The sequence below is a fragment of the Citrobacter sp. Cpo015 genome, from assembly GCF_030333035.1.
GTDB classification, from domain to species: domain Bacteria; phylum Pseudomonadota; class Gammaproteobacteria; order Enterobacterales; family Enterobacteriaceae; genus Citrobacter; species Citrobacter portucalensis.
Genome location: NZ_JAOWGS010000024.1, coordinates 164,702 through 186,403 on the forward strand (window position 1 = coordinate 164,702; position 21,702 = coordinate 186,403).

The window sequence follows — 21,702 nt, forward strand, 5'->3', positions numbered from 1 at the left end:
AACTCAATTGCCCGGTGGCGCTGACGCTTACCGGGCCTACATAAAACCGTAGGCCGGATAAACGCAGTGCCATCCGGCACAATCTTATTCGTCTTCCAGTAATGCCTCGTACGCAGTGGCATCCAACAGCGATTCAATTTCGCTTTCATCGCTGGCTTTGATTTTGAAAATCCAGCCGCCCGCATACGGTTCGCTGTTGACCAGTTCCGGGGAGTCGCTGAGCGCATCGTTAACCGCAACAATCTCACCGCCTACTGGCGCATAGATATCGGATGCCGCTTTTACGGACTCCGCAACGGCGCAATCATCGCCCGCGCTGACGGTGGCGCCAACTTCTGGCAGGTCAACGAAAACCATGTCACCTAACAGCTCCTGAGCGTGTTCGGTGATACCAACGGTGTAAGAGCCGTCAGCTTCTTTGCGCAGCCATTCGTGTTCTTTGCTGTATTTCAGTTCTGCAGGTACGTTGCTCATCAATCAATCTCCAAAAAAGGATGAATTACGCGACGGCTTTGCCGTTACGCACAAAAACAGGTTTAGTCACTTTTACCGGCATTTCACGGTTACGGATCTGTACGATCGCAGTCTCACCGATACCCGCAGGCACGCGCGCCAACGCGATGCTGTAACCCAGGGTTGGGGAGAATGTGCCACTGGTGATAATGCCTTCATGTTGGTTGCCAGAAGCATCGGTGAAACGCACCGGCAGTTCATTACGCAGCACGCCCTTCTCAGTCATAACCAGCCCGACCAGCTGTTCGTGGCCTTTTTCACGCTGCATTTCCAGCGCTTCACGACCAATAAAGTCGCGGTCAGCCGGTTCCCACGCGATGGTCCAGCCCATGTTGGCCGCCAGCGGAGAAATACCTTCGTCCATCTCCTGGCCATACAGGTTCATACCCGCTTCCAGACGCAGGGTGTCGCGCGCGCCGAGACCGCAAGGTTTGACACCAGCCTGTACCAGCGCACGCCAGAAATCTGCCGCCTTTTCATTCGGCATGGCAATTTCATAACCTGCTTCGCCGGTATAACCGGTGGTTGCGATAAACAAATCACCTGCCTGAACGCCGAAAAACGGCTTCATGCCTTCAACCGCATGGCGCTGCTCGTCAGTAAACAACGTAGCTGCTTTTTCCTGCGCATTTGGCCCCTGCACCGCAATCAGCGACAGGTCGTCACGAACGGTGATGTCGATGGCGTAAGGTTCAGCGTGTTGGGTAATCCAGGAGAGGTCTTTTTCGCGGGTGGCGGAGTTTACAACGAGGCGGAAGAAATCTTCAGTGAAGTAGTAGACAATCAGGTCATCTATCACGCCGCCCGAAGCGTTGAGCATCCCGGAGTAGAGGGCTTTACCCGATTTCGTTAGCTTCGCGACGTCGTTTGCCAGCAGATAACGCAAGAACTCCCGGGTGCGGCTACCGCGCAGGTCGACGATGGTCATATGCGACACATCAAACATTCCGGCGTCGGTGCGAACAGCATGGTGTTCATCGAGCTGAGAACCGTAATGCAGTGGCATCATCCAGCCATGGAAATCGACCATGCGCGCGCCACATAGCGTGTGTTGTTCGTACAAAGGAGTCTGTTGAGCCATCTTTTCCTCGTTGAATAAGCGGGGCTACCAACTCTTTCGCGGTGAAATTTTCGCCACGAAACCCAGCACCGCAGCCGCTCCAGGGGCTACGACGCAAACGTTCTCTTTGTCCTGAACTTACCACCGAAACAGACGCTAAACCATAAGTCAAAATTAACCATCACATTAGCTTATGGCGAAAAACAGCCAGATCGCCAACAGAATAAAACTCCATACATATAGCAATCAATCAGAACAACAAACAAAGATAAGCGCAAAAATACAGCATCAATCCACATTAAATGTGGAAAAAATGTCAAAAATGGCGTTATGAAAAAAACGTAATATTAGAAAAACTAATGCGAAAAAAGGCGTGGAATTAGATTATTTCAAATGAGAGAAGCACCCCGGCGCGAAGGCCGGGAGAGGAAAGTGTGACGGGTCTCAAACTCTTAAGATTGTCCTTACGGACACTAACGTAACCACTCGGGAAGATCGTTCAGTCCCATCGCCTGACGGATGAGTTGTGGTTTTACACCCGGGAGGGTATCGGCCAGTTTCAGCCCAATATCGCGTAGCAGTTTTTTCGCCGGATTCTCGCCTGCAAACAGTTCACGGAAACCCTGCATCCCCGCCAGCATCAGCGCTGCGCTGTGCTTACGGCTGCGCTCGTAGCGGCGTAAATAGAGATACTGCCCAATATCTTTGCCCTGACGCTGTAGCCGCTTAAGCTCATCGATCAGTTCCGCCGCATCCATAAAGCCAAGGTTAACCCCCTGACCCGCCAGCGGGTGGATGGTATGCGCCGCATCCCCCACCAGCGCCAGACGATGGGCCGCGAACTGGCGGGCATAACGTCCCGTCAGCGGAAACGCCTGACGTTCGCTTTCAAGGCTGCACAGCCCCAGACGATTATCAAAGGCGATATTCAGCGCCTGATTAAACTCGTCAACGCTTGCCTGCTGCATACGTTCTGCTTCCTGCGGCGAGAGCGACCAGACAATAGAACACAGGTGTGGATCGCTGAGTGGCAGGAATGCCAGGATCCCCTCGCCATGAAACGCCTGACGCGCAACCGCACCGTGAGCTTCCTGCGTACGGATAGTCGCCACCAGCGCATGATGACGGTAGTCCCAGAAGGTGAGCGGAATGTCCGCTTTATTGCGCAGCCAGGAATTAGCGCCATCGGCACCGACGACCAGACGCGCCGTCAGCATTGCGCCATCTTTGAGGCTCAGAAATGCCTCGTTCTCGCCCCAGGCCACCTGCTGAATTTCAGCTGGCGCCATCAGCGTAATATCCGCTGAACGCTGCGCCTTTTGCCACAGCGCATAATGGATTTCTGAGTTTTCAACGATGTGGCCCAAATGGCTGTAACCCATGCTCTGGTCATCAAATTCAATGCGTCCAAAGCTGTCTTTGTCCCAGACTTCCATACCGTGGTAGCAGCAAGCGCGACGGGCAACAATGTCGGACCAGACGCCAAGACGGGTAAGCAGTTTTTCGCTGGCTGCATTAATGGCCGAAACGCGAAGCTGAGGAGGTGCATCCGCCGCCAACGGCTGCGGAACATGTTGTTCTAATACAGCAACGCGCAACCCACTGCCCTGCAGGCCACAGGCAACCGCCAGCCCCACCATGCCGCCACCAACAATTGCTACATCAACACTTTGCACTGTTTGTACCTCGAAACCTGTAATCCGTAGGCCTGATAAGCGCAGCGCCATCAGGCATTTTTGCGGGGACCCTTGCCGGATGTCGGCGTTGCCTTATCCGGCCTACAGGTCATATTTATCGTGCAACCCAACCCAGGGTCCGCTCCGCCAGCGCATCGCGCGCAGGGGTGAATAATTCCATCGCCATCAACCCGACATTGCGCCCAACAACCAGCGGGGCCCAGTGATTGGCAAACAAATACACTAAATTGTTGGTCACACCAATCGTCGTCTCGCGATCGCGCTCGCGGCGCTGCTGATAGCGTGCCAGCACCGCATAATCACCCACATCTTCCGCGCCGTTCTGCGCCTGCGTCAACGTCTCAGCAAGGCTCATTACATCGCGCAGGCCAAGGTTGAAACCTTGCCCGGCAATGGGATGCAGCGTCTGGGCGGCGTTCCCTACCAGCACGGTACGATGGGTAATCGCTTTCAGCGCCGTAGTTAACGAAAGCGGATAAGCGCTGCGTTTACCAGCCTGGGTAATACGTCCCAGTCGCCAGCCAAAAGCGGTTTGCAGTTCACGGCAAAACTGTTCGTCGGACAAGGCCATGATCTCATCACGCTGCTCCAGCGGATGGCACCACACCAGCGAGCAGCGACCGTCAGACATTGGCAGCATTGCCAGCGGGCCATATTGCGTGAAGCGTTCAAACGCTCGCCCATCGTGCGGTACAGAGGTCGTGACGTTGGCAATCACCGCCAGTTGCTCATAAGGCTGTTGCAGCCAGTCAACACCGCAGGCAGTCGCCAGTGCGGAACGCGTGCCGTCAGCAGCCACCAGCAGGCGACCGGTAATCATCTCGCCATTCTCCAGCGTCACTTCAACGCGCTCCTGCGTGCGCGACACGCTGGCTACGCGGTCGGGGCAGTGCAATGTGACACCCGGTGCTTTGCGCAGCAGCGCAAACAGACGCAGCCCGACGTCGTGCAGTTCTACCACCTGGCCCAGAGCCGGAATACGGTATTCCTGCGCATCCAGCGTCACAAATCCGGCATGGCCGCGATCGCTGACGTGAACCGTTTTAATGGCCGTTGCGCAATCGGCAATCGCCTGCCATACGCCAATTCGCGCCAGCTGTTGGCAGGTTCCTGCCGCCAGCGCGATCGCCCGGGCGTCAAACCCAGGATGGCGGTCAGTTTCAGGTTCGCTCGCTTCTATCAGATGAACCGGCAGGGTCCCATGGCTGAGCTGAGAAATGGCCAGCGCCAGCGTCGCACCGACCATACCACCACCAACGATAATCACGCTCATTGCAGTCGCGCCGCAGCCATTAAGGCTTCAATGTCATCAGCTTTCTTCACTACGCTGGCGGTCAGGTTTTCATTGCCGTCCTCGGTGATGAGGATGTCATCCTCAATACGAATACCGATACCACGATAGGCCGGTGGTACATCGGCATCCGGCGCGATATACAGTCCCGGTTCGACGGTGAGTACCATTCCCGGCTCAAGAATACGTGAGCGGTCCTGACCATAAACGCCGACGTCGTGCACATCCAGACCCAGCCAGTGACTTAGGCCATGCATAAAGAATGGGCGGTGCGCATTTTCGGTAATCAACTGATCGACATCACCGTGCAGAATGCCAAGCTTCACCAGGCCCGTAATCATGATGCGCACCACTTCGCCAGTGACTTCCTGAATGGACGTTCCGGGACGATACAGACGCAGGCTGGTCTCTAAGGATTCCAGTACGATATCGTAGATTTCACGCTGTGCTGGGGTAAATTTACCGTTTACCGGGAAGGTACGCGTAATGTCACCCGCATAGCCTTTGTATTCACAGCCAGCGTCAATCAGCACCAAATCGCCATCGCGCATTTCACTTTCATTTTCGGTATAATGCAGGATACAGCCGTTTTCACCGCTGCCGACAATCGTGTTATAGGACGGATAACGCGCGCCATGACGGGTAAATTCATGGTGAATCTCCCCTTCTAACTGGTATTCAAACATTCCCGGACGGCATTTTTCCATCGCGCGGGTATGCGCCAGTGCGGTGATTTCTCCGGTACGACGCATGACCGCAATTTCTTCCGGTGATTTGAACAGGCGCATTTCATGCACCATCGGACGCCAGTCGATTATCGCGGCAGGCGCGTGCAGATTTTGTCTGGAGCCTTTGCGCAGTTTATCCAGCGCCGTGCACACAATCTCGTCGGCCCAGGTATACTCGCCCTGAGCGTGGTATACCGCATCCAGACCATTGAGCAGCAAATACAGCTGTTGGTTGATTTCACTGAAGGCCAGCGCCCGGTCAACGCCAAGTTTTGCCGGGGCTGCATCCTGGCCCAGACGGCGGCCAAACCAGATTTCCGCTGTCAGATCGCGAACCCGATTGAACAAAACGCTGTGGTTATGAGTGTCATCACTTTTAATCAGCACCAGCACGGCTTCAGGTTCGTTAAAACCGGTGAAGTACCAGAAATCACTGCTTTGGCGGTAAGGGTATTCACTGTCCGCACTACGCGTCGCTTCCGGTGCGGCAAAAATCAGCGCGGCGCTGCCGGGCTGCATTTGTGCCAGTAAAGCCTGGCGACGACGCTGGAATTCTTGCTGAGATATCTCGCTCATCACACTCTCCTTTGCGTTTCGTTCTTAGTGCAGAGTCGGTTTACGGACTTCCGGCGCGGTCGGCTGCTGACGCGTAAACGTGTCATGGCACAGCAAGGCGGCTACGCGCACGTATTCGATGATCTCTTCGAGCGACATTTCCAGCTCTTCCTGATCTTCGTCTTCGTCATATCCCAATTGAGCGATATTGCGCAGGTCGTCAATCGCTTCCCCGGTTTCGCCGGTCACTTTGTCGAGCTTCGGCTGCGTGACGCCAAGGCCCAGTAAAAAGTGGTTTACCCATCCCGCCAGCGCATCGGCGCGATCGAACACGCTGACGTCATCCCCTTCAGGCAGATAAAGCTGAAAAAGGAAGCCGTCGTCTTCGAGGGCATCACTGGTGGCTGAGTGCATTTTCAGCAGCGCCTGAGCCAGCTCGTGACCAAAGGCCAGACCTTCGTTCGTCAGGTCGTGCAGCAGCGGCTGCCATGAGCTGTCGTTGTTTCCGCCGCAAATCATTCCGCTTATCAAGCCGTGCATTTCGGCCGGGGTTAATCCAGCCCCTTGTTGGTTCAAAAACTGGCTAACTTCGTTGTAACCAGGCATTTCGTTCTGTATAGACATAAGCATTCGTCATCAAAGGGAGGAATATTCATGGTATGCTACCACTTTGGACCCTGGTGGACCAGAAAAGGGCTTGTATCTTGATACCAGGGTAGCTATAGTGTCGCCCCTTCGCGGACCCACGGTCTGGAGACGAAGGCAGCGCAGTCAATCAGCAGGAAGGTGGCATGTCTGCACAACCCGTCGATATCCAAATATTTGGCCGTTCACTGCGAGTGAATTGCCCGCCTGAACAAAGGGATGCGTTGAATCAGGCTGCGGACGATCTCAATCAGCGATTGCAAGATCTGAAAGTTCGCACTAGAGTCACAAATACTGAGCAGTTGGTTTTCATCGCCGCGTTGAACATCAGCTATGAATTAACTCAGGAAAAAGCGAAGACGCGTGAGTACGCGGCGAGCATGGAACAACGTATTCGGATGCTACAACAGACCATCGAACAGGCGTTGCTTGATCAGGGTCGCATAACCGAAAAAACGGGCCAAAACTTTGAATAACACTTTTCGGTTTACTGTGGTAGAGTGACCGTGAAGACAAAATTTCTCTGAGATGTTTGCAAGCGGGCCAGTCCCCTGAGCCGATATTTCATACCACAAGAATGTGGCGCTCCACGGTTGGTGAGCATGCTCGGCCCGTCCGAGAAGCCTTAAAACTGTGACGACGCATTCACCTTGAACCAAGGGTTCAAGGGTTACAGCCTGCGGCGGCATCTCGGAGATTCCCTTCTACCTGGCAACAGCCATGACATTACTTTCAGAACTCCCTTTATCCCGGCATGAAATCCGTCAACTGATTCGGCAGCGTCGTCGCGCGCTTACCTCCGAACAGCAACGACAATACGGTCAGCAAGCCGCAACCCGAATGCTCAGCTTTCCCCCTGTTGTACTCGCTCATACCGTGGCGGTATTCCTCTCGTTCGATGGCGAACTCGATACCCAGCCGCTAATAGATCAGCTGTGGCGAGCGGGCAAGCGCGTCTATCTTCCGGTTCTTCATCCCTTCAGCCCTGGCAACCTGCTGTTCCTGCATTATCATCCGCACAGCGACCTGGTAACCAATCGCTTAAAGATCCAGGAACCACGACTTGATGTACGTGACGTATTGCCGCTCTCACAGCTGGATGTACTGATTACGCCGTTAGTGGCGTTTGATGAGGTCGGGCAACGCCTGGGTATGGGCGGCGGATTTTACGATCGGACGCTTCAAAACTGGCAGCAGCATAAGATCCAGCCCGTAGGCTACGCGCACGATTGTCAGCGAGTGGAAAAGCTACCTGTCGAAGAATGGGATATCCCGCTGCCTGCGGTGGTGACGCCGTCCAAAATCTGGGAGTGGTAGCTTTTTTACCAATTGCGGCAAGGCTCGAAAACAGAATGTATGCGTGACAGGAAGAGATTTTGAGGCCGGGAAATCAGAGGAAAGATGGGCAGGTCATCGCCTGCCCATGTAGAGGAAATCAGTACAGCAGACGAGCGCGAATGGTTCCCGGAAGGGCTTTCATCGCCAGCAGCGCTTTCTCTGCCACATCTTCATCCGCTTCAATATCAATAACCACGTAACCTACCTGTGCGGAAGTCTGCAGATACTGCGCGGCAATGTTGACGCCCTGCTCGGCAAAAATCTGGTTCAGCGCAGTCAGTACGCCCGGACGGTTTTCGTGAATGTGCATCAGACGACGACCGCCGTGCAGCGGCAGCGAAACTTCCGGGAAGTTAACAGCAGACAGCGTAGAGCCGTTGTCGGAATACTTGGTCAGTTTCCCAGCCACTTCCAGACCGATGTTTTCCTGTGCTTCCAGCGTTGAACCACCAATGTGCGGCGTCAGGATCACGTTGTCGAAATCACACAGCGGCGAAGTGAAAGGATCGCTGTTGGTTGCCGGCTCGGTTGGGAATACGTCGATTGCTGCCCCTGCCAGGTGCTTGGTCGCTAACGCGTCGCACAGCGCAGGAATATCAACAACTGTACCGCGTGCGGCGTTAATCAGCAGCGCGCCTGGTTTCATCAACGCAATCTCACGCGCGCCCATCAGATTTTTGGTGGAGGCATTTTCCGGTACGTGCAAACTGACCACGTCGCTCATATTGAGCAGGTCGGAAAGATGCTGCACCTGCGTGGCGTTGCCGAGCGGGAGTTTATTTTCAATATCATAGAAATAGACGTGCATCCCCAGCGATTCCGCCAGAATGCCTAGCTGAGTACCAATGTGACCATAACCGATGATCCCCAGTTTTTTGCCACGCGCTTCAAACGAGCCGGTAGCCAGTTTATTCCACACGCCGCGGTGTGCTTTGGCGTTAGCTTCGGGTACGCCGCGTAGCAGCAGCAGCAGTTCGCCAATCACCAGTTCCGCAACGGAACGCGTGTTAGAGAATGGTGCGTTAAACACGGGGATACCGCGCTTTGCCGCAGCGCTGAGATCAACCTGGTTGGTGCCGATACAGAAGCAGCCAATCGCGACCAGTTTCTCTGCGGCGTCAATCACATCTTCAGTCAGATGGGTACGGGATCGCAGGCCAATGAAGTGGGCATCACGGATGGACTCTTTCAGTTGTTCAGTGTCCAGAGCGCCTTTATGAAACTCGATGTTGGTATAACCTGCTGCACGAAGGCTTTCGAGCGCTTTTTGATGCACGCCTTCAACCAGCAGAAATTTAATCTTATCTTTCTCCAGTGATACCTTTGCCATTTCCCCGACCCTGTCTTTTTTTGTTCAAACTGATGTGTTGTGTGTGGGATTTTCATCCGTCTCTTCAACATATCAAAAAATAATATTGCGGCAATATGAACGTTTGCGTCGCCGTGCTGAAGAAATGTCATTCAGAGAGAAATGTCAGAGGAAAATACTGGCGATAACTTTTTCTTTGGAGAGATCGGCAGGACAATATTATAAACGTGACACAAGTCACCAAATTTGCCCTGCCAAAATTTTTTTAACGGGAGAAGACACTCCCGTCAGATCATTTTACGATAGTTTTCACGCCGTCTGGCGTACCGATCAGCGCAACATCCGCACCACGGTTGGCAAACAGACCGACGGTTACCACGCCCGGAATCGCATTGATGGCGTTTTCCATCGCGATGGCATCGAGGATCTCCAGACCGTGTACATCAAGGATCACGTTACCATTGTCCGTCACTACGCCCTGACGGTATTCAGGACGACCGCCCAGCTTCACCAACTGGCGAGCCACAGCGCTGCGCGCCATTGGGATCACTTCAACCGGCAGCGGGAAGTTACCGAGAATATCGACTTCTTTGGACGCGTCGGCAATGCAGATAAATTTCTTCGCCACGGAAGCAATAATTTTTTCACGGGTCAACGCTGCGCCGCCGCCCTTGATCATCTGCATGTGGCCGTTGATTTCATCCGCGCCGTCAACGTATACGCCGAGGCTGTCCACTTCGTTAAGATCGAACACGTGGATACCGAGGCTTTTGAGTTTTTCGGTTGAAGCGTCCGAACTGGATACCGCACCTTCAATCTGACCTTTCATTGTGCCCAGCGCATCAATAAAGTGTGCGGCTGTTGAACCTGTACCTACGCCCACAATGGTACCGGGCTGTACATACTGAAGTGCCGCCCATCCTACTGCTTTTTTCAGTTCATCCTGCGTCATGATCGTTTCGCCTGTGGTGTGAATATGGTGGGAAAATTCACGCGCATTATAGAACATTGTGCAGAAAAATGTCCCCACACCCGCTCGCAAGCGGCGGATTTCGTCTTTACCCAACCTAAATTTGTGTCATAGTGCAGAACAAGCAAAATTTTCAGGAGTGCGTCAAAGCAATGAAACGTCCGGACTACAGAACACTACAAGCACTGGATGCGGTTATTCGTGAACGAGGATTTGAGCGCGCGGCGCAAAAGCTGTGCATCACGCAATCCGCGGTTTCACAGCGCATAAAACAGCTTGAGAATATGTTCGGACAACCGCTGCTGGTGCGTACCGTACCACCACGCCCAACCGAACAGGGGCAGAAACTACTGGCGCTTTTGCGTCAGGTTGAACTGCTGGAAGACGAGTGGCTGGGTGATGAACAAACCGGCTCGACGCCACTGCTGCTCTCACTGGCGGTGAACGCCGACAGTCTGGCGACCTGGTTACTTCCTGCGCTGGCTCCGGTACTGGCCAATTCGCCGATTCGGCTGAACCTGCAGGTTGAGGATGAAACGCGCACTCAGGAGCGTCTACGTCGTGGTGAGGTGGTCGGTGCGGTGAGTATTCAGCATCAGGCGCTGCCAAGCTGTCTGGTGGATAAACTCGGCGCGCTGGACTACCTGTTTGTTGGCTCTAAACCTTTCGCCGAGCGCTATTTCCCTAACGGCGTCACCCGCTCGGCCCTGCTGAAAGCCCCAGCGGTAGCGTTTGACCATCTTGATGATATGCACCAGGCGTTCCTGCAACAAAACTTCGACCTGCCACCGGGCAGCGTGCCGTGCCATATCGTTAACTCGTCTGAAGCCTTTGTTCAATTGGCGCGTCAGGGAACGACCTGCTGCATGATCCCCCACTTGCAGATTGAGAAAGAACTGGAAAGCGGCGAGCTTATCGACTTAACACCGGGCCTGTTCCAGCGCCGGATGCTGTACTGGCACCGTTTTGCACCGGAAAGCCGCATGATGCGCAACGTCACCGATGCGCTGCTGGCCTATGGTCACAACGTACTGCGTCAGGATTAAACCGCTCATAACCTCAGAGTGCCGGATGGTGGCGTAACGCCCTATCCGGCCAACAAGCCTTTTACCCTCTTTTCATGCTATTCCCGCCACGTCTTTGAAATAAATCACAAAATCAAACACGCCACGCGGCAAAAAACGACGCCCTGTTGGCTATTTTTTGCTGGCGACAAGCCAAATGAAAAAGCTCACCGTATTCGCAAAGATTCAACTTATTGCGTAATACGGAGCAAAAAATGGCAAACGTGCAGGAGTGGCAAACACTCGCCAATAAAGAACTCAGTCGACGGGAAAAAACCGTCGAGTCGCTGGAAAGACAGACGGCGGAAGGGATTGCCATCAAGCCGCTGTACACCGAAGAAGACCTCGATAATCTGGAAGTCACGGGCACCCTTCCCGGCCTGCCGCCTTACGTGCGTGGCCCGCGCGCCACCATGTATACCGCGCAGCCGTGGACCATTCGTCAGTACGCTGGTTTCTCTACCGCCAAAGAGTCCAACGCCTTTTACCGCCGCAACCTCGCCGCCGGGCAAAAAGGGCTTTCCGTCGCCTTTGACCTTGCCACCCATCGTGGCTACGACTCTGACAACCCGCGCGTGGCGGGTGACGTCGGCAAAGCGGGCGTGGCGATCGATACCGTCGAAGATATGAAGATACTGTTCGACCAGATCCCGCTGGATAAGATGTCAGTATCGATGACCATGAACGGCGCGGTTCTGCCGGTGCTGGCGTTTTATATCGTCGCAGCAGAAGAACAAGGCGTAACGCCGGAACAACTCACCGGGACCATTCAGAACGATATTCTGAAAGAGTACCTGTGCCGCAACACCTACATTTATCCACCAAAACCGTCCATGCGCATTATCGCCGACATCATCGCCTGGTGCTCCGGCAACATGCCGCGCTTTAATACCATCAGCATCAGCGGCTATCACATGGGTGAAGCCGGAGCGAACTGCGTGCAGCAGGTAGCGTTTACGCTGGCAGACGGTATTGAATACATCAAAGCTGCACTCTCCGCCGGACTGAAAATTGATGACTTCGCCCCGCGCCTGTCGTTCTTCTTCGGTATCGGCATGGATCTGTTTATGAACGTCGCCATGCTACGAGCGGCGCGCTATTTGTGGAGTGAAGCGGTCAGCAGCTTTGGCGCGACCAACCCGAAATCTCTCGCTCTGCGTACCCACTGCCAGACGTCTGGCTGGAGCCTGACCGAGCAGGATCCATATAACAACGTGGTACGAACCACTATTGAAGCACTCGGCGCTACGCTTGGCGGCACCCAGTCGCTGCATACCAACGCCTTTGATGAAGCGCTCGGTCTGCCCACCGATTTCTCCGCCCGTATTGCGCGTAATACGCAAATCATCATTCAGGAAGAATCAGAGATCTGCCGCACCGTTGATCCGCTGGCCGGATCGTATTACGTCGAGTCACTCACCGATCAAATTGTGAAGCAGGCACGCACGATCATCAAACAGATTGACGAGGCAGGCGGCATGGCGAAAGCGATCGAAGCCGGGCTCCCTAAACGGATGATCGAAGAAGCCTCCGCGCGTGAACAGTCGCTGATCGACCAGGGTAAGCGCGTTATCGTCGGCGTCAATAAGTACAAGCTGGATAAAGAAGACGAGACGTCGGTACTGGAGATCGACAACGTGAAGGTGCGCAACGAGCAGATTGCCTCGCTGAAACATATCCGCACCACCCGCGACAACGATGCCGTTAAAGCCGCGCTCACGGCACTGACCCACGCCGCGCAGCATAATGAAAACCTGCTGGCTGCTGCCGTCAACGCCGCCCGCGTTCGCGCCACGTTGGGTGAAATCTCCGACGCGCTGGAAGTCGCTTTTGATCGGTATCTGGTTCCCAGCCACTGCGTCACCGGAGTGATTGCGCAAAGCTATCATCAGTCAGACAAATCCGCCGATGAGTTTGACGCTATCGTTGCTCAAACCGAACGATTCCTCGCGGAAAATGGCCGCCGCCCGCGTATTCTGATCGCCAAGATGGGTCAGGACGGCCACGATCGCGGCGCGAAGGTAATCGCCAGCGCCTATTCCGATCTCGGTTTTGATGTCGATCTCAGCCCGATGTTCTCCACACCAGAAGAGATCGCCCGTCTGGCGGTAGAAAACGATGTGCATGTAATAGGCGCATCGTCACTGGCGGCGGGCCATAAAACGCTGATCCCGGAACTGGTTACCGCACTCAAAAAATGGGGGCGTGAAGATATCTGCGTGGTAGCAGGAGGCGTTATTCCGCCACAGGATTACGCCTTCCTGCACGAACATGGCGTGGCAGCCATTTATGGTCCCGGCACGCCAATGCTCGACAGCGTCCGCGATGTGTTAACCCGTATCAGTCAGCATCATGATTAACGCCGCCACGCTTGAAGATACCGTCCGCCGTTTGCGACTCGGCGAACGGGCTACGCTCGCCCAGGCGATGACGCTGGTCGAAAGCAACCACCCGCGCCACCAGCCACTGAGTACGCAATTGCTGGACGCGATAATGCCGTTCACCGGTAACGCCCTGCGTTTGGGGATCACCGGTACGCCGGGCGCGGGCAAAAGCACTTTCCTGGAAGCATTCGGCATGTTGCTCATCCACCACGGATTACGGGTGGCGGTGATCGCCGTCGATCCCAGCAGCCCGGTCAGCGGCGGCAGCATTCTTGGCGATAAAACCCGCATGACGGAGCTGGCCCGCGCCGAATCTGCGTTTATTCGCCCGGTCCCTTCCTGCGGTCATTTAGGCGGTGCCAGCCAGCGTGCCCGCGAATTAATGCTGCTGTGCGAAGCGGCTGGCTTTGACGTGGTGATTGTGGAAACCGTCGGCGTTGGGCAGTCAGAAACCGAAGTCGCAGGCATGGTGGATTGCTTTATCTCACTGCAAATCGCTGGCGGTGGCGACGATTTACAGGGCATCAAAAAAGGCCTGATGGAAATGGCGGATCTGGTCGTCATCAATAAGGACGACGGTGATAACCATACCAGCGTTGCCATTGCCCGCCATATGTATGAATCCGCCCTGCATATTCTGCGCCGCAAATATGACGAGTGGCAGCCGCGGGTTCTGACCTGTAGCGCCCTGGAAAAACGCGGTATCGAGGAGGTTTGGCAGGCGATTAGCGACTTTAAAACGTGCCTGACCGCCAGCGGCCGACTGGAAAAAGTTCGCCAGCAGCAGGCGGTGGACTGGTTACACCAGCAGGCTGAAGAAGCAGCCCTGCATCTGCTGTTTGCCCGCACTGATTTCGACCGCTATTTCCAGCAGACGCTACAGGCCGTCAAAAACAATGATCTTTCACCGCGCACCGGTCTGCGGCACATCAGCGAATTCATTCAGCATCATTACTTTCAATAAAGAGAACATTATGTCTTATCAATACGTCAACGTGGTCATCATCCAGAAAGTCGCGGTTATTGAGTTCAATTACGCCCGCAAGCTCAATGCCCTGAGTAAAGTGTTTATTGACGATCTGATGCAGGCGCTGAGCGATCTCAATCGTGCAGACATTCGCTGCATCATTCTGCGCGCTCCGAGTGGAGCCAAAGTGTTTTCTGCCGGGCATGATATTCATGAACTCCCGACCGGACGTCGCGATCCGCTCTCTTATGACGATCCGCTGCGTCAGATAACCCGTATGATCCAAAAATACCCGAAGCCGGTGATCTCCATGGTCGAAGGCAGCGTCTGGGGCGGCGCGTTTGAGATGATCATGAGTTCCGATCTGATCATTGCAGCCAGTACCTCCACTTTCTCGATGACCCCGGTCAACCTCGGTGTGCCATATAACCTGGTGGGCATCCACAACCTGACCCGCGACGCTGGTTTTCACATCGTGAAAGAGCTGATTTTTACCGCTTCGCCCATCACCGCTCAACGCGCCATGGCGGTCGGGATCCTTAACCATGTCGTGCCCGTCGAGGAACTGGAAGATTTCACTCTGCAAATGGCGCACCACATCTCGGAAAAAGCGCCGCTGGCCATCGCCGTCATCAAAGAAGAACTGCGCGTGCTGGGTGAAGCGCACACCATGAATTCCGATGAGTTCGAGCGTATTCAGGGCATGCGCCGCGCGGTGTACGACAGCGAGGATTATCAGGAAGGGATGAACGCGTTTATGGAAAAACGTAAACCAAATTTTGTTGGCCATTAATCACGTCCGAGGAAGGAGACGGCCATGAAACGGATGAGCGCCGAACAGGCGGCAGAAATTATCCAGCACGATGATATGGTGGCGTTTAGCGGCTTTACCCCTGCGGGTTCACCCAAAGCGTTACCCAGCGCAATTGCCCAACGCGCCTGCGAACGGCATCAGAACGGGCAGCCTTTTCAGATCCGCCTGCTGACCGGAGCATCAATTGGCGCCGCCGCTGATGATGTTCTATCCGCGGCGGATGCCGTTTCCTGGCGGGCGCCTTATCAAACGTCATCGGGCCTGCGCGAGAAAATTAATCAGGGCCAGGTGAGGTTTGTCGATCTCCATTTGAGTGAAGTGGCGCAAATGGTTAATTACGGCTTTTTTGGCGAGATCGATGTTGCAGTCATTGAAGCCTCCGCTATCGCGCCAGATGGCCGGATTTGGCTTTCCAGCGGTATTGGTAATGCGCCGACCTGGCTGCTGCGGGCGAAAAAAGTGATCATTGAATTGAATCATTACCATAATCCGCGCGTGGCGGAGTTTGCCGACATCGTGATACCCGGCGCACCGCCGCGGCGTAACAGCGTACCCATTTTTCATACCATGGATCGCGTAGGCAGTCAGTGCGTACAGATAGACCCCAAAAAGGTGGTTGCGGTGGTGGATACCGAGCTGCCCGATGCCGGAAATGCGGCGGATAAAACCAATCCGGTCAGCCAGCAAATTGCCGATAACGTCGTCACTTTCCTGCTGGCAGAAATGGCTCACAAACGTATTCCAGCTGAGTTTCTACCCTTACAAAGCGGCGTGGGCAATATCAACAACGCGGTAATGGCGCGACTGGGCGAGAACCCAGATATCCCGCCCTTTATGATGTATTCGGAGGTGTTGCAGGAGTCGGTGGTGCATCTGCTGGAAACGGGCAAGATAACAGGTGCCAGCGCCTCCAGCCTGACCATTTCAGCCCCGTCGCTACAGAAGATTTACGACAACATGGACTTCTTCGCCAGCCGGATTGTGCTGCGCCCGCAGGAGATCTCCAATAACCCGGAGATCATCCGTCGGCTGGGGGTTATTGCGCTCAACGTCGGTCTGGAGTTTGATATCTACGGCCATGCCAATTCCACGCACGTTGCGGGGGTGAACCTGATGAATGGCATCGGCGGCAGCGGGGATTTCGAGCGCAATGCCTACCTGTCTATCTTTATGGCGCCGTCGATTGCCAAAGGCGGGAAAATCTCCACCATCGTACCGATGTGCAGCCATGTCGACCACAGCGAACATAGCGTTAAAGTGATCGTGACCGAACAAGGGATTGCCGATCTGCGTGGGCTATCTCCGATGCAGCGGGCGCACACGATTATCGATAACTGTGCGCACCCTCTTTACCGGGATTATCTGCACCGCTATCTGGAGAAAGCACCCGGCGGACATATCCATCACGATCTCAGCCATGCGTTCGATCTGCATCGTAATCTTCTCGAGACTGGATCGATGCTCGGCTAACTTGCGTTACCGTCACGATCTTCAGCAATATGCTGAAGCATCGTGGCGGTATAACGATGGTTTTTCAGCGAATAGAGAAACTCCTGCATATACATGGGGCTGCCGGGCGCATCGAAATACTTTAGCGTCGACGGGTTCACCAGCCGCCAGGCGAAGTGAGGAATCACCGTCAAAAACTGCCCGCGCTCTACCGCGCTGATCTTGGCCATAAAGCTGTACGGACGGTAGATAATCGTCGGGTTGATCCCACAGGGCCGCATGTATGCATCCAGCATCGCCTCAAAGTTGGCGCGATTCTGGAAGCGCATTTGCAGCCAGGGCAGCTCGCGCAGCAGATCCTGCGGCTGTTTTTCTTCGTAGCGCCGGGAAACGAGAAACCCCAGACGCAGCGGAGGCAGCTCGCTAATCGCCAGATTCTCCAGTTCCTGGACGCGGGGGGAAACGTGCTGCGGCGAGATAATAAAATCCAGTTTGCGATCGAACAGGTTATCAATCACCCCATTCTCGCTGAATTCAACGGCCTGAGCCGTCACGCCGTCATACTTGTCACCAAGGCTAATCAACTGGTCAAAAATAATCGTTGGGTAGGTATTGTCGATACCGATGACGATTTCCCGCGAGCGGCGAGAGGCGTTATGGATTTCGTTATCAATGGCAGAAAGGCGCTGATAAACGGGAAACAGCTTCTGATACAGCTCCTGTCCGGCTTTATTCAGGCTGATGTTGTTATCTTTGCGGGTAAACAGCGTATAGCCGATTTGATCTTCCAGTGCGGCAATGCTTTTACCGAAAGGCGATGCGGTCATATGTATTTTTTCTGCCGCTCTGGCGATGTTATTGGTTTGCGCCAGCAGAATGAAATTGCGCATCTTTTTCGAGATAAAAATATCCATAGCGTCCCCTTAAAAATCGCTATGGCCTATCCTCATTACGGCGAAAAAAAAGACTGGATGTGGGGTCTCATTTTTACAGTTGCTCACAGAAAAAACCCGGCTGGAAAGCCGGGTCTGCAATGATTACTGGGTTTTGGCTGGCGTTGCTGCTGGTTGCCCCGCCGTCGGCTCAATCTGGAAGACCACATCAACCTGATCGTCAAACTGAATAACCGGCTGTTCGTAGGTTTCCTGAGCGGATGTCGCAGGTGCTGCATCTGCTTTCATCATCCGTACCATCGGGCTCGGTTGATAATTGGAAACGTGGTAACGCACGCTGTAAACGGGCCCCAGTTTGCTGTTAAAGCCCGCAGCTAACTGCTCAGCCTGATGAATAGCATCATCAATTGCTGCTTTACGCGCTTTATCTTTGTAAGTATCCGGCTGGGCAACGCCAAGCGATACCGAACGGATCTCATTCAGACCGGCCTTCAGTGCACCATCGAGCAGCGCATTAAGTTTGTCCAACTGACGCAGCGTGACCTCAACGGTACGTACCGCACGATAGCCTTTAAGGACGCTTTTACCATTCTGGTAGTCGTAGTCCGGCTGGGTGCGCAGGTTTGCCGCGCTAATATCTTTCTTCGCTATCTGGTTCTGTTCAAGGAAGGACAGATATTGCGCCACGCGCTCATCAGCCTGCTTCTTCGCTGAAGCCGCATCCTTTGCAGCTACATTCACTTCAATCGCCAGAGTAGCGATGTCTGGTGTCGCATCCACGCTTGCCGTTCCGGAAGTCACGATGTGCGGTCCATTTGGCAACTCATTTGCCTGTACCGATAGTGCGCTGAATCCGACTAATGCCGCCAGGGCCATTATTTTGAACTTCACGGTCGTTCCTCCATGTTTCATTAATTACCCCGAAACTCAGGGCACATGCAGGCAAGCTTAGCCGATCTCGCTGCGTTGTCCATCAGACAACACTTAGTTGAACAACGCATGAACGTGCGCAACACCTTCTTTTGCCAACTGAAAAGCGATAAACCACATCACCAATCCTACCAGGGTATTGATGATCCGCTGTGCTTTAGCAGTGCGCAAACGCGGAGCGAGCCAGGCCGCCAGCAATGCCAGGCCGAAGAACCACAGGAACGAAGCGCTGACGGTGCCCAGCGCAAACCAGCGCTTAGGCTCAACGTCCAGTTGGCCTCCCAGACTCCCAAGCACCACAAAGGTATCCAGGTAAACATGGGGATTGAGCCATGTCACCGCCAGCATAGTAGCGATAATTTTCCAGCGTCCCTGCTTCATCACCTCGGCGCTGGCCAGTTCCAGGTTACTGCTCATCGCCGTTTTTAACGCCCCGAAACCGTACCAGAGTAAAAATGCCACCCCACCCCAGGTGACAAGCGCCATCAGCCATGGTGACTGCATCAGCAAGGCGCTACCGCCAAAGATCCCCGCGCAAATCAGCACTAAGTCGCTGATAGCGCAGAGTAAAGCAATCATGATGTGATACTGGCGACGGATCCCCTGATTCATCACGAAGGCGTTTTGCGGACCGAGCGGAAGTATCATAGCCGCACCAAGTGCAAGCCCTTGAAAATAATACGATAACACGTTAATCATCCCGAACTGTTTCTCTTAGGAGCAGACTATAGCGCGGGGAAAACATTAGCGGAAATGGATAATTTTAATCAGGGATAAGAAGAATTAATACCAAGGGTGGGGAAATGCCGGATGACGGCTGACGCCTTATCCGGCCTACAAAACCTGTGGGCCCGGTAAGCGATAGCGCCACCGGGCACGCGATTACTCTGCCGCGCTCTCTTTCACACGCTTGAAGTTCACATCCATCTGCGGGTACGGGAAGCTGATACCGTTGGCGTCAAACTCGCGTTTAATACGCTCCAGTACGTCCCAGTAGACGCTTTGCAGATCGCTACTGTTGCTCCAGACGCGTACCACAAAATTAATCGAGGAAGCGCCCAGCTCATTCAGGCGCACCGTCATTTCACGATCTTTAAGGATACGCTCGTCAGACTGAATGATATCGGTGAGGATTTTTTTCACCTGATCGATATCGGAGTCGTAAGCCACGCCGATGATAAATTCGTTACGACGAACCGGCTCACGAGAGAAGTTAATGATGTTCCCGGCAATGATTTTACCGTTTGGGATCACAACAATCTTACCGTCTACGGTACGCATAGTCGTGGAGAAAATCTGCACGTTGAGTACGGTTCCCGCTACGCCGCCGAGGTCTACATACTCACCTGCGCGGAACGGACGGAACATCACCAGCAGCACGCCAGCGGCGAGGTTGGACAGCGAACCTTGCAGCGCCAGACCAACGGCTAAACCTGCTGCACCGAGAACGGCAATCACAGAAGCGGTTTGTACCCCAACGCGACCCAGAGCGGCAATCAGCGTGAACGCGATAATACCGTAGCGCACCAGTGCGGAGAGGAAGTCAGCAACGGTTGCATCAATTTTACGTGCCACCATCAGGCGGTTAACGGTGTTTGATACGATTCGCGCCACAATCATACCGATAATGACAATGGCGATGGCCGCAACGATGTTGACGGCATAGCTTAACAGCAGCTCCTGATTGCGGACCAGCCAGGTGCCCGCACCATTTATGCTGTCGACAACATTCAAATCTTCCATTCAATATTCCTTTTTTGCTTACCCAAATGGGAAAAATAAAGCCGTCCCAACGGGACTGGCAATCTGACAAGGGTAAACAATAAACCTGGATTTTGCCAAACAGATCACAGAATTCTCTGCCAGCAGCATATTGAAATGGCAATAAAAAAGGCCCGCATTTGCGGGCCTCATGTCACGTAGAACGGCGTAAATTACAGAACGTCAACCGCGTTCAGTTCTTTGAAAGCCTGTTCCAGACGGGTGATCATGGTTGCCTGACCAGCACGCAGCCATACGCGCGGATCGTAGTATTTCTTGTTCGGCTGATCTTCGCCTTTCGGGTTGCCCAGTTGGCCCTGCAGGTAAGCTTCATTCGCTTTGTAGTAGTTCAGAACGCCTTCCCAGGTAGCCCATTGGGTATCGGTGTCGATGTTCATTTTCACTACGCCGTAGCTTACGGAGTCTTTGATTTCCTGAGCAGTAGAACCGGAACCGCCGTGGAAGACGAAGTTCAGGCTGTTGTGCGGCAGGTTATGTTTCTTAGAAACATAGTCCTGAGAGTCGCGCAGGATGGTCGGGGTCAGAACAACGTTACCCGGCTTGTAAACGCCGTGTACGTTACCGAAGGAAGCTGCGATGGTGAAACGCGGGCTGATTTTGCTCAGCTCGGTGTATGCGTAATCAACGTCTTCCGGCTGGGTGTACAGTGCAGAAGCGTCCATGTGGCTGTTGTCCACGCCGTCTTCTTCACCACCGGTGCAACCCAGTTCGATTTCCAGGGTCATGCCCATTTTGGACATGCGCGCCAGGTATTTGGAGCAGATTTCGATGTTCTCTTCCAGAGACTCTTCAGACAGGTCGATCATGTGAGAAGAGAACAGCGGTTTGCCGGTTGCTGCGAAGTGTTTTTCACCCGCGTCCAGCAGACCGTCGATCCACGGCAGCAGTTTCTTCGCGCAGTGGTCAGTGTGCAGGATAACCGGAACACCGTAGTGTTCAGCCATCTGGTGAACGTGATGCGCGCCAGAGATAGCACCCAGGATTGCAGCGCCCTGAGGAACGTCAGACTTCACGCCTTTACCCGCGATGAAAGAAGCACCACCGTTGGAGAACTGTACGATTACCGGCGCTTTAACTTTAGCAGCGGTTTCCAGAACGGCGTTGATGGAGTCGGTACCCACGCAGTTAACAGCTGGCAGAGCAAAGTTGTTTTCTTTAGCTACCTGGAAAACTTTCTGTACGTCATCACCAGTGATTACGCCTGGTTTTACGAAATCAAAAATTTTAGACATATTACGAATCCTGTATCTTCGGCCTTGGAAAGGGCGCGCGCTCTAAAGCGCGCTAATAATTGGGCAGGTTTCCCTGCCCAT

20 protein-coding genes and 1 other RNA gene are annotated in these 21,702 nt (G+C 54.1%); 8 read left to right on the forward strand and 13 right to left on the reverse strand.

Going from position 1 to position 21,702, the window contains the following annotated elements:
* Positions 1-84: 84 nt before the first annotated feature.
* The 6 genes from gcvH to OGY67_RS08395 all read right to left on the reverse strand — a co-directional run bounded on the left by gcvH (position 85) and on the right by OGY67_RS08395 (position 6,468).
* Positions 85-474 (reverse strand): glycine cleavage system protein GcvH, encoded by a 390-nt coding sequence (gene gcvH, locus OGY67_RS08370; protein WP_003026965.1) that lies wholly within the window; start codon positions 472-474, stop codon positions 85-87.
* Between the two features lie 25 nt (positions 475-499).
* Positions 500-1,594, reverse strand: coding sequence for a glycine cleavage system aminomethyltransferase GcvT (gene gcvT, locus OGY67_RS08375; protein WP_057067556.1), 1,095 nt, complete (start codon positions 1,592-1,594; stop codon positions 500-502).
* Between the two features lie 452 nt (positions 1,595-2,046).
* On the reverse strand, positions 2,047-3,249 hold the full coding sequence (ubiI, locus tag OGY67_RS08380; protein WP_008785748.1) for an FAD-dependent 2-octaprenylphenol hydroxylase: 1,203 nt from the start codon (positions 3,247-3,249) through the stop codon (positions 2,047-2,049).
* Positions 3,250-3,364: 115 nt separating this feature from the next.
* Positions 3,365-4,543 carry a 2-octaprenyl-6-methoxyphenyl hydroxylase gene (gene ubiH / locus OGY67_RS08385; protein ID WP_103015235.1) on the reverse strand — a complete coding sequence of 393 codons (1,179 nt, stop codon included), beginning with the start codon at positions 4,541-4,543 and terminating at the stop codon, positions 3,365-3,367.
* Positions 4,540-5,865, reverse strand: a complete 1,326-nt coding sequence (gene pepP, locus OGY67_RS08390; protein ID WP_286573858.1) for a Xaa-Pro aminopeptidase — start codon at positions 5,863-5,865, stop codon at positions 4,540-4,542. The genes ubiH and pepP overlap by 4 nt, the downstream gene beginning before the upstream one ends.
* Before the next feature lie 24 nt (positions 5,866-5,889).
* On the reverse strand, positions 5,890-6,468 hold the full coding sequence (locus tag OGY67_RS08395) for a YecA/YgfB family protein (protein ID WP_003026978.1): 579 nt from the start codon (positions 6,466-6,468) through the stop codon (positions 5,890-5,892).
* Positions 6,469-6,635: 167 nt separating this feature from the next.
* On the opposite strand from OGY67_RS08395, the gene zapA reads away from it, so the two are divergent.
* The 3 genes from zapA to OGY67_RS08410 all read left to right on the forward strand — a co-directional run bounded on the left by zapA (position 6,636) and on the right by OGY67_RS08410 (position 7,806).
* The gene (zapA, locus tag OGY67_RS08400) at positions 6,636-6,965 is read left to right on the forward strand and encodes a cell division protein ZapA (RefSeq protein WP_003026980.1); all 330 of its coding nucleotides are present in this window, start codon (positions 6,636-6,638) and stop codon (positions 6,963-6,965) included.
* Positions 6,966-7,006: 41 nt separating this feature from the next.
* A non-coding RNA gene (gene ssrS, locus OGY67_RS08405) (6S RNA) lies at positions 7,007-7,190 on the forward strand.
* A gap of 19 nt (positions 7,191-7,209) precedes the next feature.
* The gene (locus tag OGY67_RS08410; protein ID WP_100271935.1) at positions 7,210-7,806 is read left to right on the forward strand and encodes a 5-formyltetrahydrofolate cyclo-ligase; all 597 of its coding nucleotides are present in this window, start codon (positions 7,210-7,212) and stop codon (positions 7,804-7,806) included.
* Between the two features lie 118 nt (positions 7,807-7,924).
* Here the strand turns inward: OGY67_RS08410 and serA are convergent, their stop codons facing one another.
* Together serA and rpiA are read right to left on the reverse strand one after the other, a co-directional pair.
* Positions 7,925-9,157 (reverse strand): phosphoglycerate dehydrogenase, encoded by a 1,233-nt coding sequence (gene serA, locus OGY67_RS08415; RefSeq protein WP_003825480.1) that lies wholly within the window; start codon positions 9,155-9,157, stop codon positions 7,925-7,927.
* A gap of 271 nt (positions 9,158-9,428) precedes the next feature.
* A complete protein-coding gene (rpiA, locus tag OGY67_RS08420) occupies positions 9,429-10,088 on the reverse strand; it encodes a ribose-5-phosphate isomerase RpiA (RefSeq protein WP_003825479.1) in 660 nt (219 codons plus the stop codon).
* A gap of 170 nt (positions 10,089-10,258) precedes the next feature.
* Between rpiA and argP the strand changes: the two genes are divergently transcribed.
* The 5 genes from argP (at position 10,259) to scpC (ending at position 16,805) form a co-directional block, all read left to right on the forward strand.
* Positions 10,259-11,152: a DNA-binding transcriptional regulator ArgP gene (gene argP, locus OGY67_RS08425; protein ID WP_003825477.1), complete on the forward strand. Its 894-nt coding sequence runs from the start codon at positions 10,259-10,261 to the stop codon at positions 11,150-11,152.
* A gap of 233 nt (positions 11,153-11,385) precedes the next feature.
* On the forward strand, positions 11,386-13,530 hold the full coding sequence (gene scpA, locus OGY67_RS08430; RefSeq protein ID WP_286573859.1) for a methylmalonyl-CoA mutase: 2,145 nt from the start codon (positions 11,386-11,388) through the stop codon (positions 13,528-13,530).
* Entirely contained in the window at positions 13,523-14,518 is a 996-nt protein-coding gene (gene meaB / locus OGY67_RS08435; protein ID WP_286573860.1) for a methylmalonyl Co-A mutase-associated GTPase MeaB, read from the forward strand. Before scpA ends, meaB begins: the two co-directional genes overlap by 8 nt.
* Before the next feature lie 10 nt (positions 14,519-14,528).
* Positions 14,529-15,314 (forward strand): methylmalonyl-CoA decarboxylase, encoded by a 786-nt coding sequence (scpB, locus tag OGY67_RS08440; protein WP_008785757.1) that lies wholly within the window; start codon positions 14,529-14,531, stop codon positions 15,312-15,314.
* 24 nt (positions 15,315-15,338) lie between these two features.
* Complete coding sequence (gene scpC / locus OGY67_RS08445) at positions 15,339-16,805, forward strand: succinyl-CoA:acetate CoA-transferase ScpC (protein WP_048225482.1); 1,467 nt, start codon at positions 15,339-15,341, stop codon at positions 16,803-16,805.
* On the opposite strand, the gene srsR is transcribed toward scpC, so the two are convergent.
* The 5 genes from srsR to fbaA all read right to left on the reverse strand — a co-directional run bounded on the left by srsR (position 16,802) and on the right by fbaA (position 21,621).
* On the reverse strand, positions 16,802-17,698 hold the full coding sequence (gene srsR / locus OGY67_RS08450) for a LysR family transcriptional regulator SrsR (RefSeq protein ID WP_286573861.1): 897 nt from the start codon (positions 17,696-17,698) through the stop codon (positions 16,802-16,804). The two genes, scpC and srsR, sit on opposite strands and share 4 nt — an antisense overlap.
* A gap of 123 nt (positions 17,699-17,821) precedes the next feature.
* Positions 17,822-18,568 (reverse strand): oxidative stress defense protein, encoded by a 747-nt coding sequence (locus OGY67_RS08455; protein ID WP_003825465.1) that lies wholly within the window; start codon positions 18,566-18,568, stop codon positions 17,822-17,824.
* A gap of 93 nt (positions 18,569-18,661) precedes the next feature.
* Positions 18,662-19,297, reverse strand: a complete 636-nt coding sequence (gene argO / locus OGY67_RS08460; RefSeq protein ID WP_003027005.1) for an arginine exporter ArgO — start codon at positions 19,295-19,297, stop codon at positions 18,662-18,664.
* Positions 19,298-19,489: 192 nt separating this feature from the next.
* The gene (locus OGY67_RS08465) at positions 19,490-20,350 is read right to left on the reverse strand and encodes a small-conductance mechanosensitive channel MscS (RefSeq protein WP_003825461.1); all 861 of its coding nucleotides are present in this window, start codon (positions 20,348-20,350) and stop codon (positions 19,490-19,492) included.
* 191 nt (positions 20,351-20,541) lie between these two features.
* A complete protein-coding gene (gene fbaA / locus OGY67_RS08470) occupies positions 20,542-21,621 on the reverse strand; it encodes a class II fructose-bisphosphate aldolase (protein WP_003027029.1) in 1,080 nt (359 codons plus the stop codon).
* Positions 21,622-21,702 lie beyond the last annotated feature (81 nt).

What these genes read in the sequence shown, in the direction of transcription:
- srsR (WP_286573861.1), bottom strand. Translation starts at nt 17,698, where the DNA reads ATGGATATTTTTATCTCGAAAAAGATGCGCAATTTCATTCTGCTGGCG.
- serA (WP_003825480.1), bottom strand. Translation starts at nt 9,157, where the DNA reads ATGGCAAAGGTATCACTGGAGAAAGATAAGATTAAATTTCTGCTGGTT.
- gcvH (WP_003026965.1), bottom strand. Translation starts at nt 474, where the DNA reads ATGAGCAACGTACCTGCAGAACTGAAATACAGCAAAGAACACGAATGG.
- rpiA (WP_003825479.1), bottom strand. Translation starts at nt 10,088, where the DNA reads ATGACGCAGGATGAACTGAAAAAAGCAGTAGGATGGGCGGCACTTCAG.
- scpC (WP_048225482.1), top strand. Translation starts at nt 15,339, where the DNA reads ATGAAACGGATGAGCGCCGAACAGGCGGCAGAAATTATCCAGCACGAT.
- argP (WP_003825477.1), top strand. Translation starts at nt 10,259, where the DNA reads ATGAAACGTCCGGACTACAGAACACTACAAGCACTGGATGCGGTTATT.
- scpA (WP_286573859.1), top strand. Translation starts at nt 11,386, where the DNA reads ATGGCAAACGTGCAGGAGTGGCAAACACTCGCCAATAAAGAACTCAGT.
- zapA (WP_003026980.1), top strand. Translation starts at nt 6,636, where the DNA reads ATGTCTGCACAACCCGTCGATATCCAAATATTTGGCCGTTCACTGCGA.
- pepP (WP_286573858.1), bottom strand. Translation starts at nt 5,865, where the DNA reads ATGAGCGAGATATCTCAGCAAGAATTCCAGCGTCGTCGCCAGGCTTTA.
- scpB (WP_008785757.1), top strand. Translation starts at nt 14,529, where the DNA reads ATGTCTTATCAATACGTCAACGTGGTCATCATCCAGAAAGTCGCGGTT.
- meaB (WP_286573860.1), top strand. Translation starts at nt 13,523, where the DNA reads ATGATTAACGCCGCCACGCTTGAAGATACCGTCCGCCGTTTGCGACTC.
- OGY67_RS08465 (WP_003825461.1), bottom strand. Translation starts at nt 20,350, where the DNA reads ATGGAAGATTTGAATGTTGTCGACAGCATAAATGGTGCGGGCACCTGG.
- OGY67_RS08410 (WP_100271935.1), top strand. Translation starts at nt 7,210, where the DNA reads ATGACATTACTTTCAGAACTCCCTTTATCCCGGCATGAAATCCGTCAA.
- ubiH (WP_103015235.1), bottom strand. Translation starts at nt 4,543, where the DNA reads ATGAGCGTGATTATCGTTGGTGGTGGTATGGTCGGTGCGACGCTGGCG.
- gcvT (WP_057067556.1), bottom strand. Translation starts at nt 1,594, where the DNA reads ATGGCTCAACAGACTCCTTTGTACGAACAACACACGCTATGTGGCGCG.
- fbaA (WP_003027029.1), bottom strand. Translation starts at nt 21,621, where the DNA reads ATGTCTAAAATTTTTGATTTCGTAAAACCAGGCGTAATCACTGGTGAT.
- OGY67_RS08395 (WP_003026978.1), bottom strand. Translation starts at nt 6,468, where the DNA reads ATGTCTATACAGAACGAAATGCCTGGTTACAACGAAGTTAGCCAGTTT.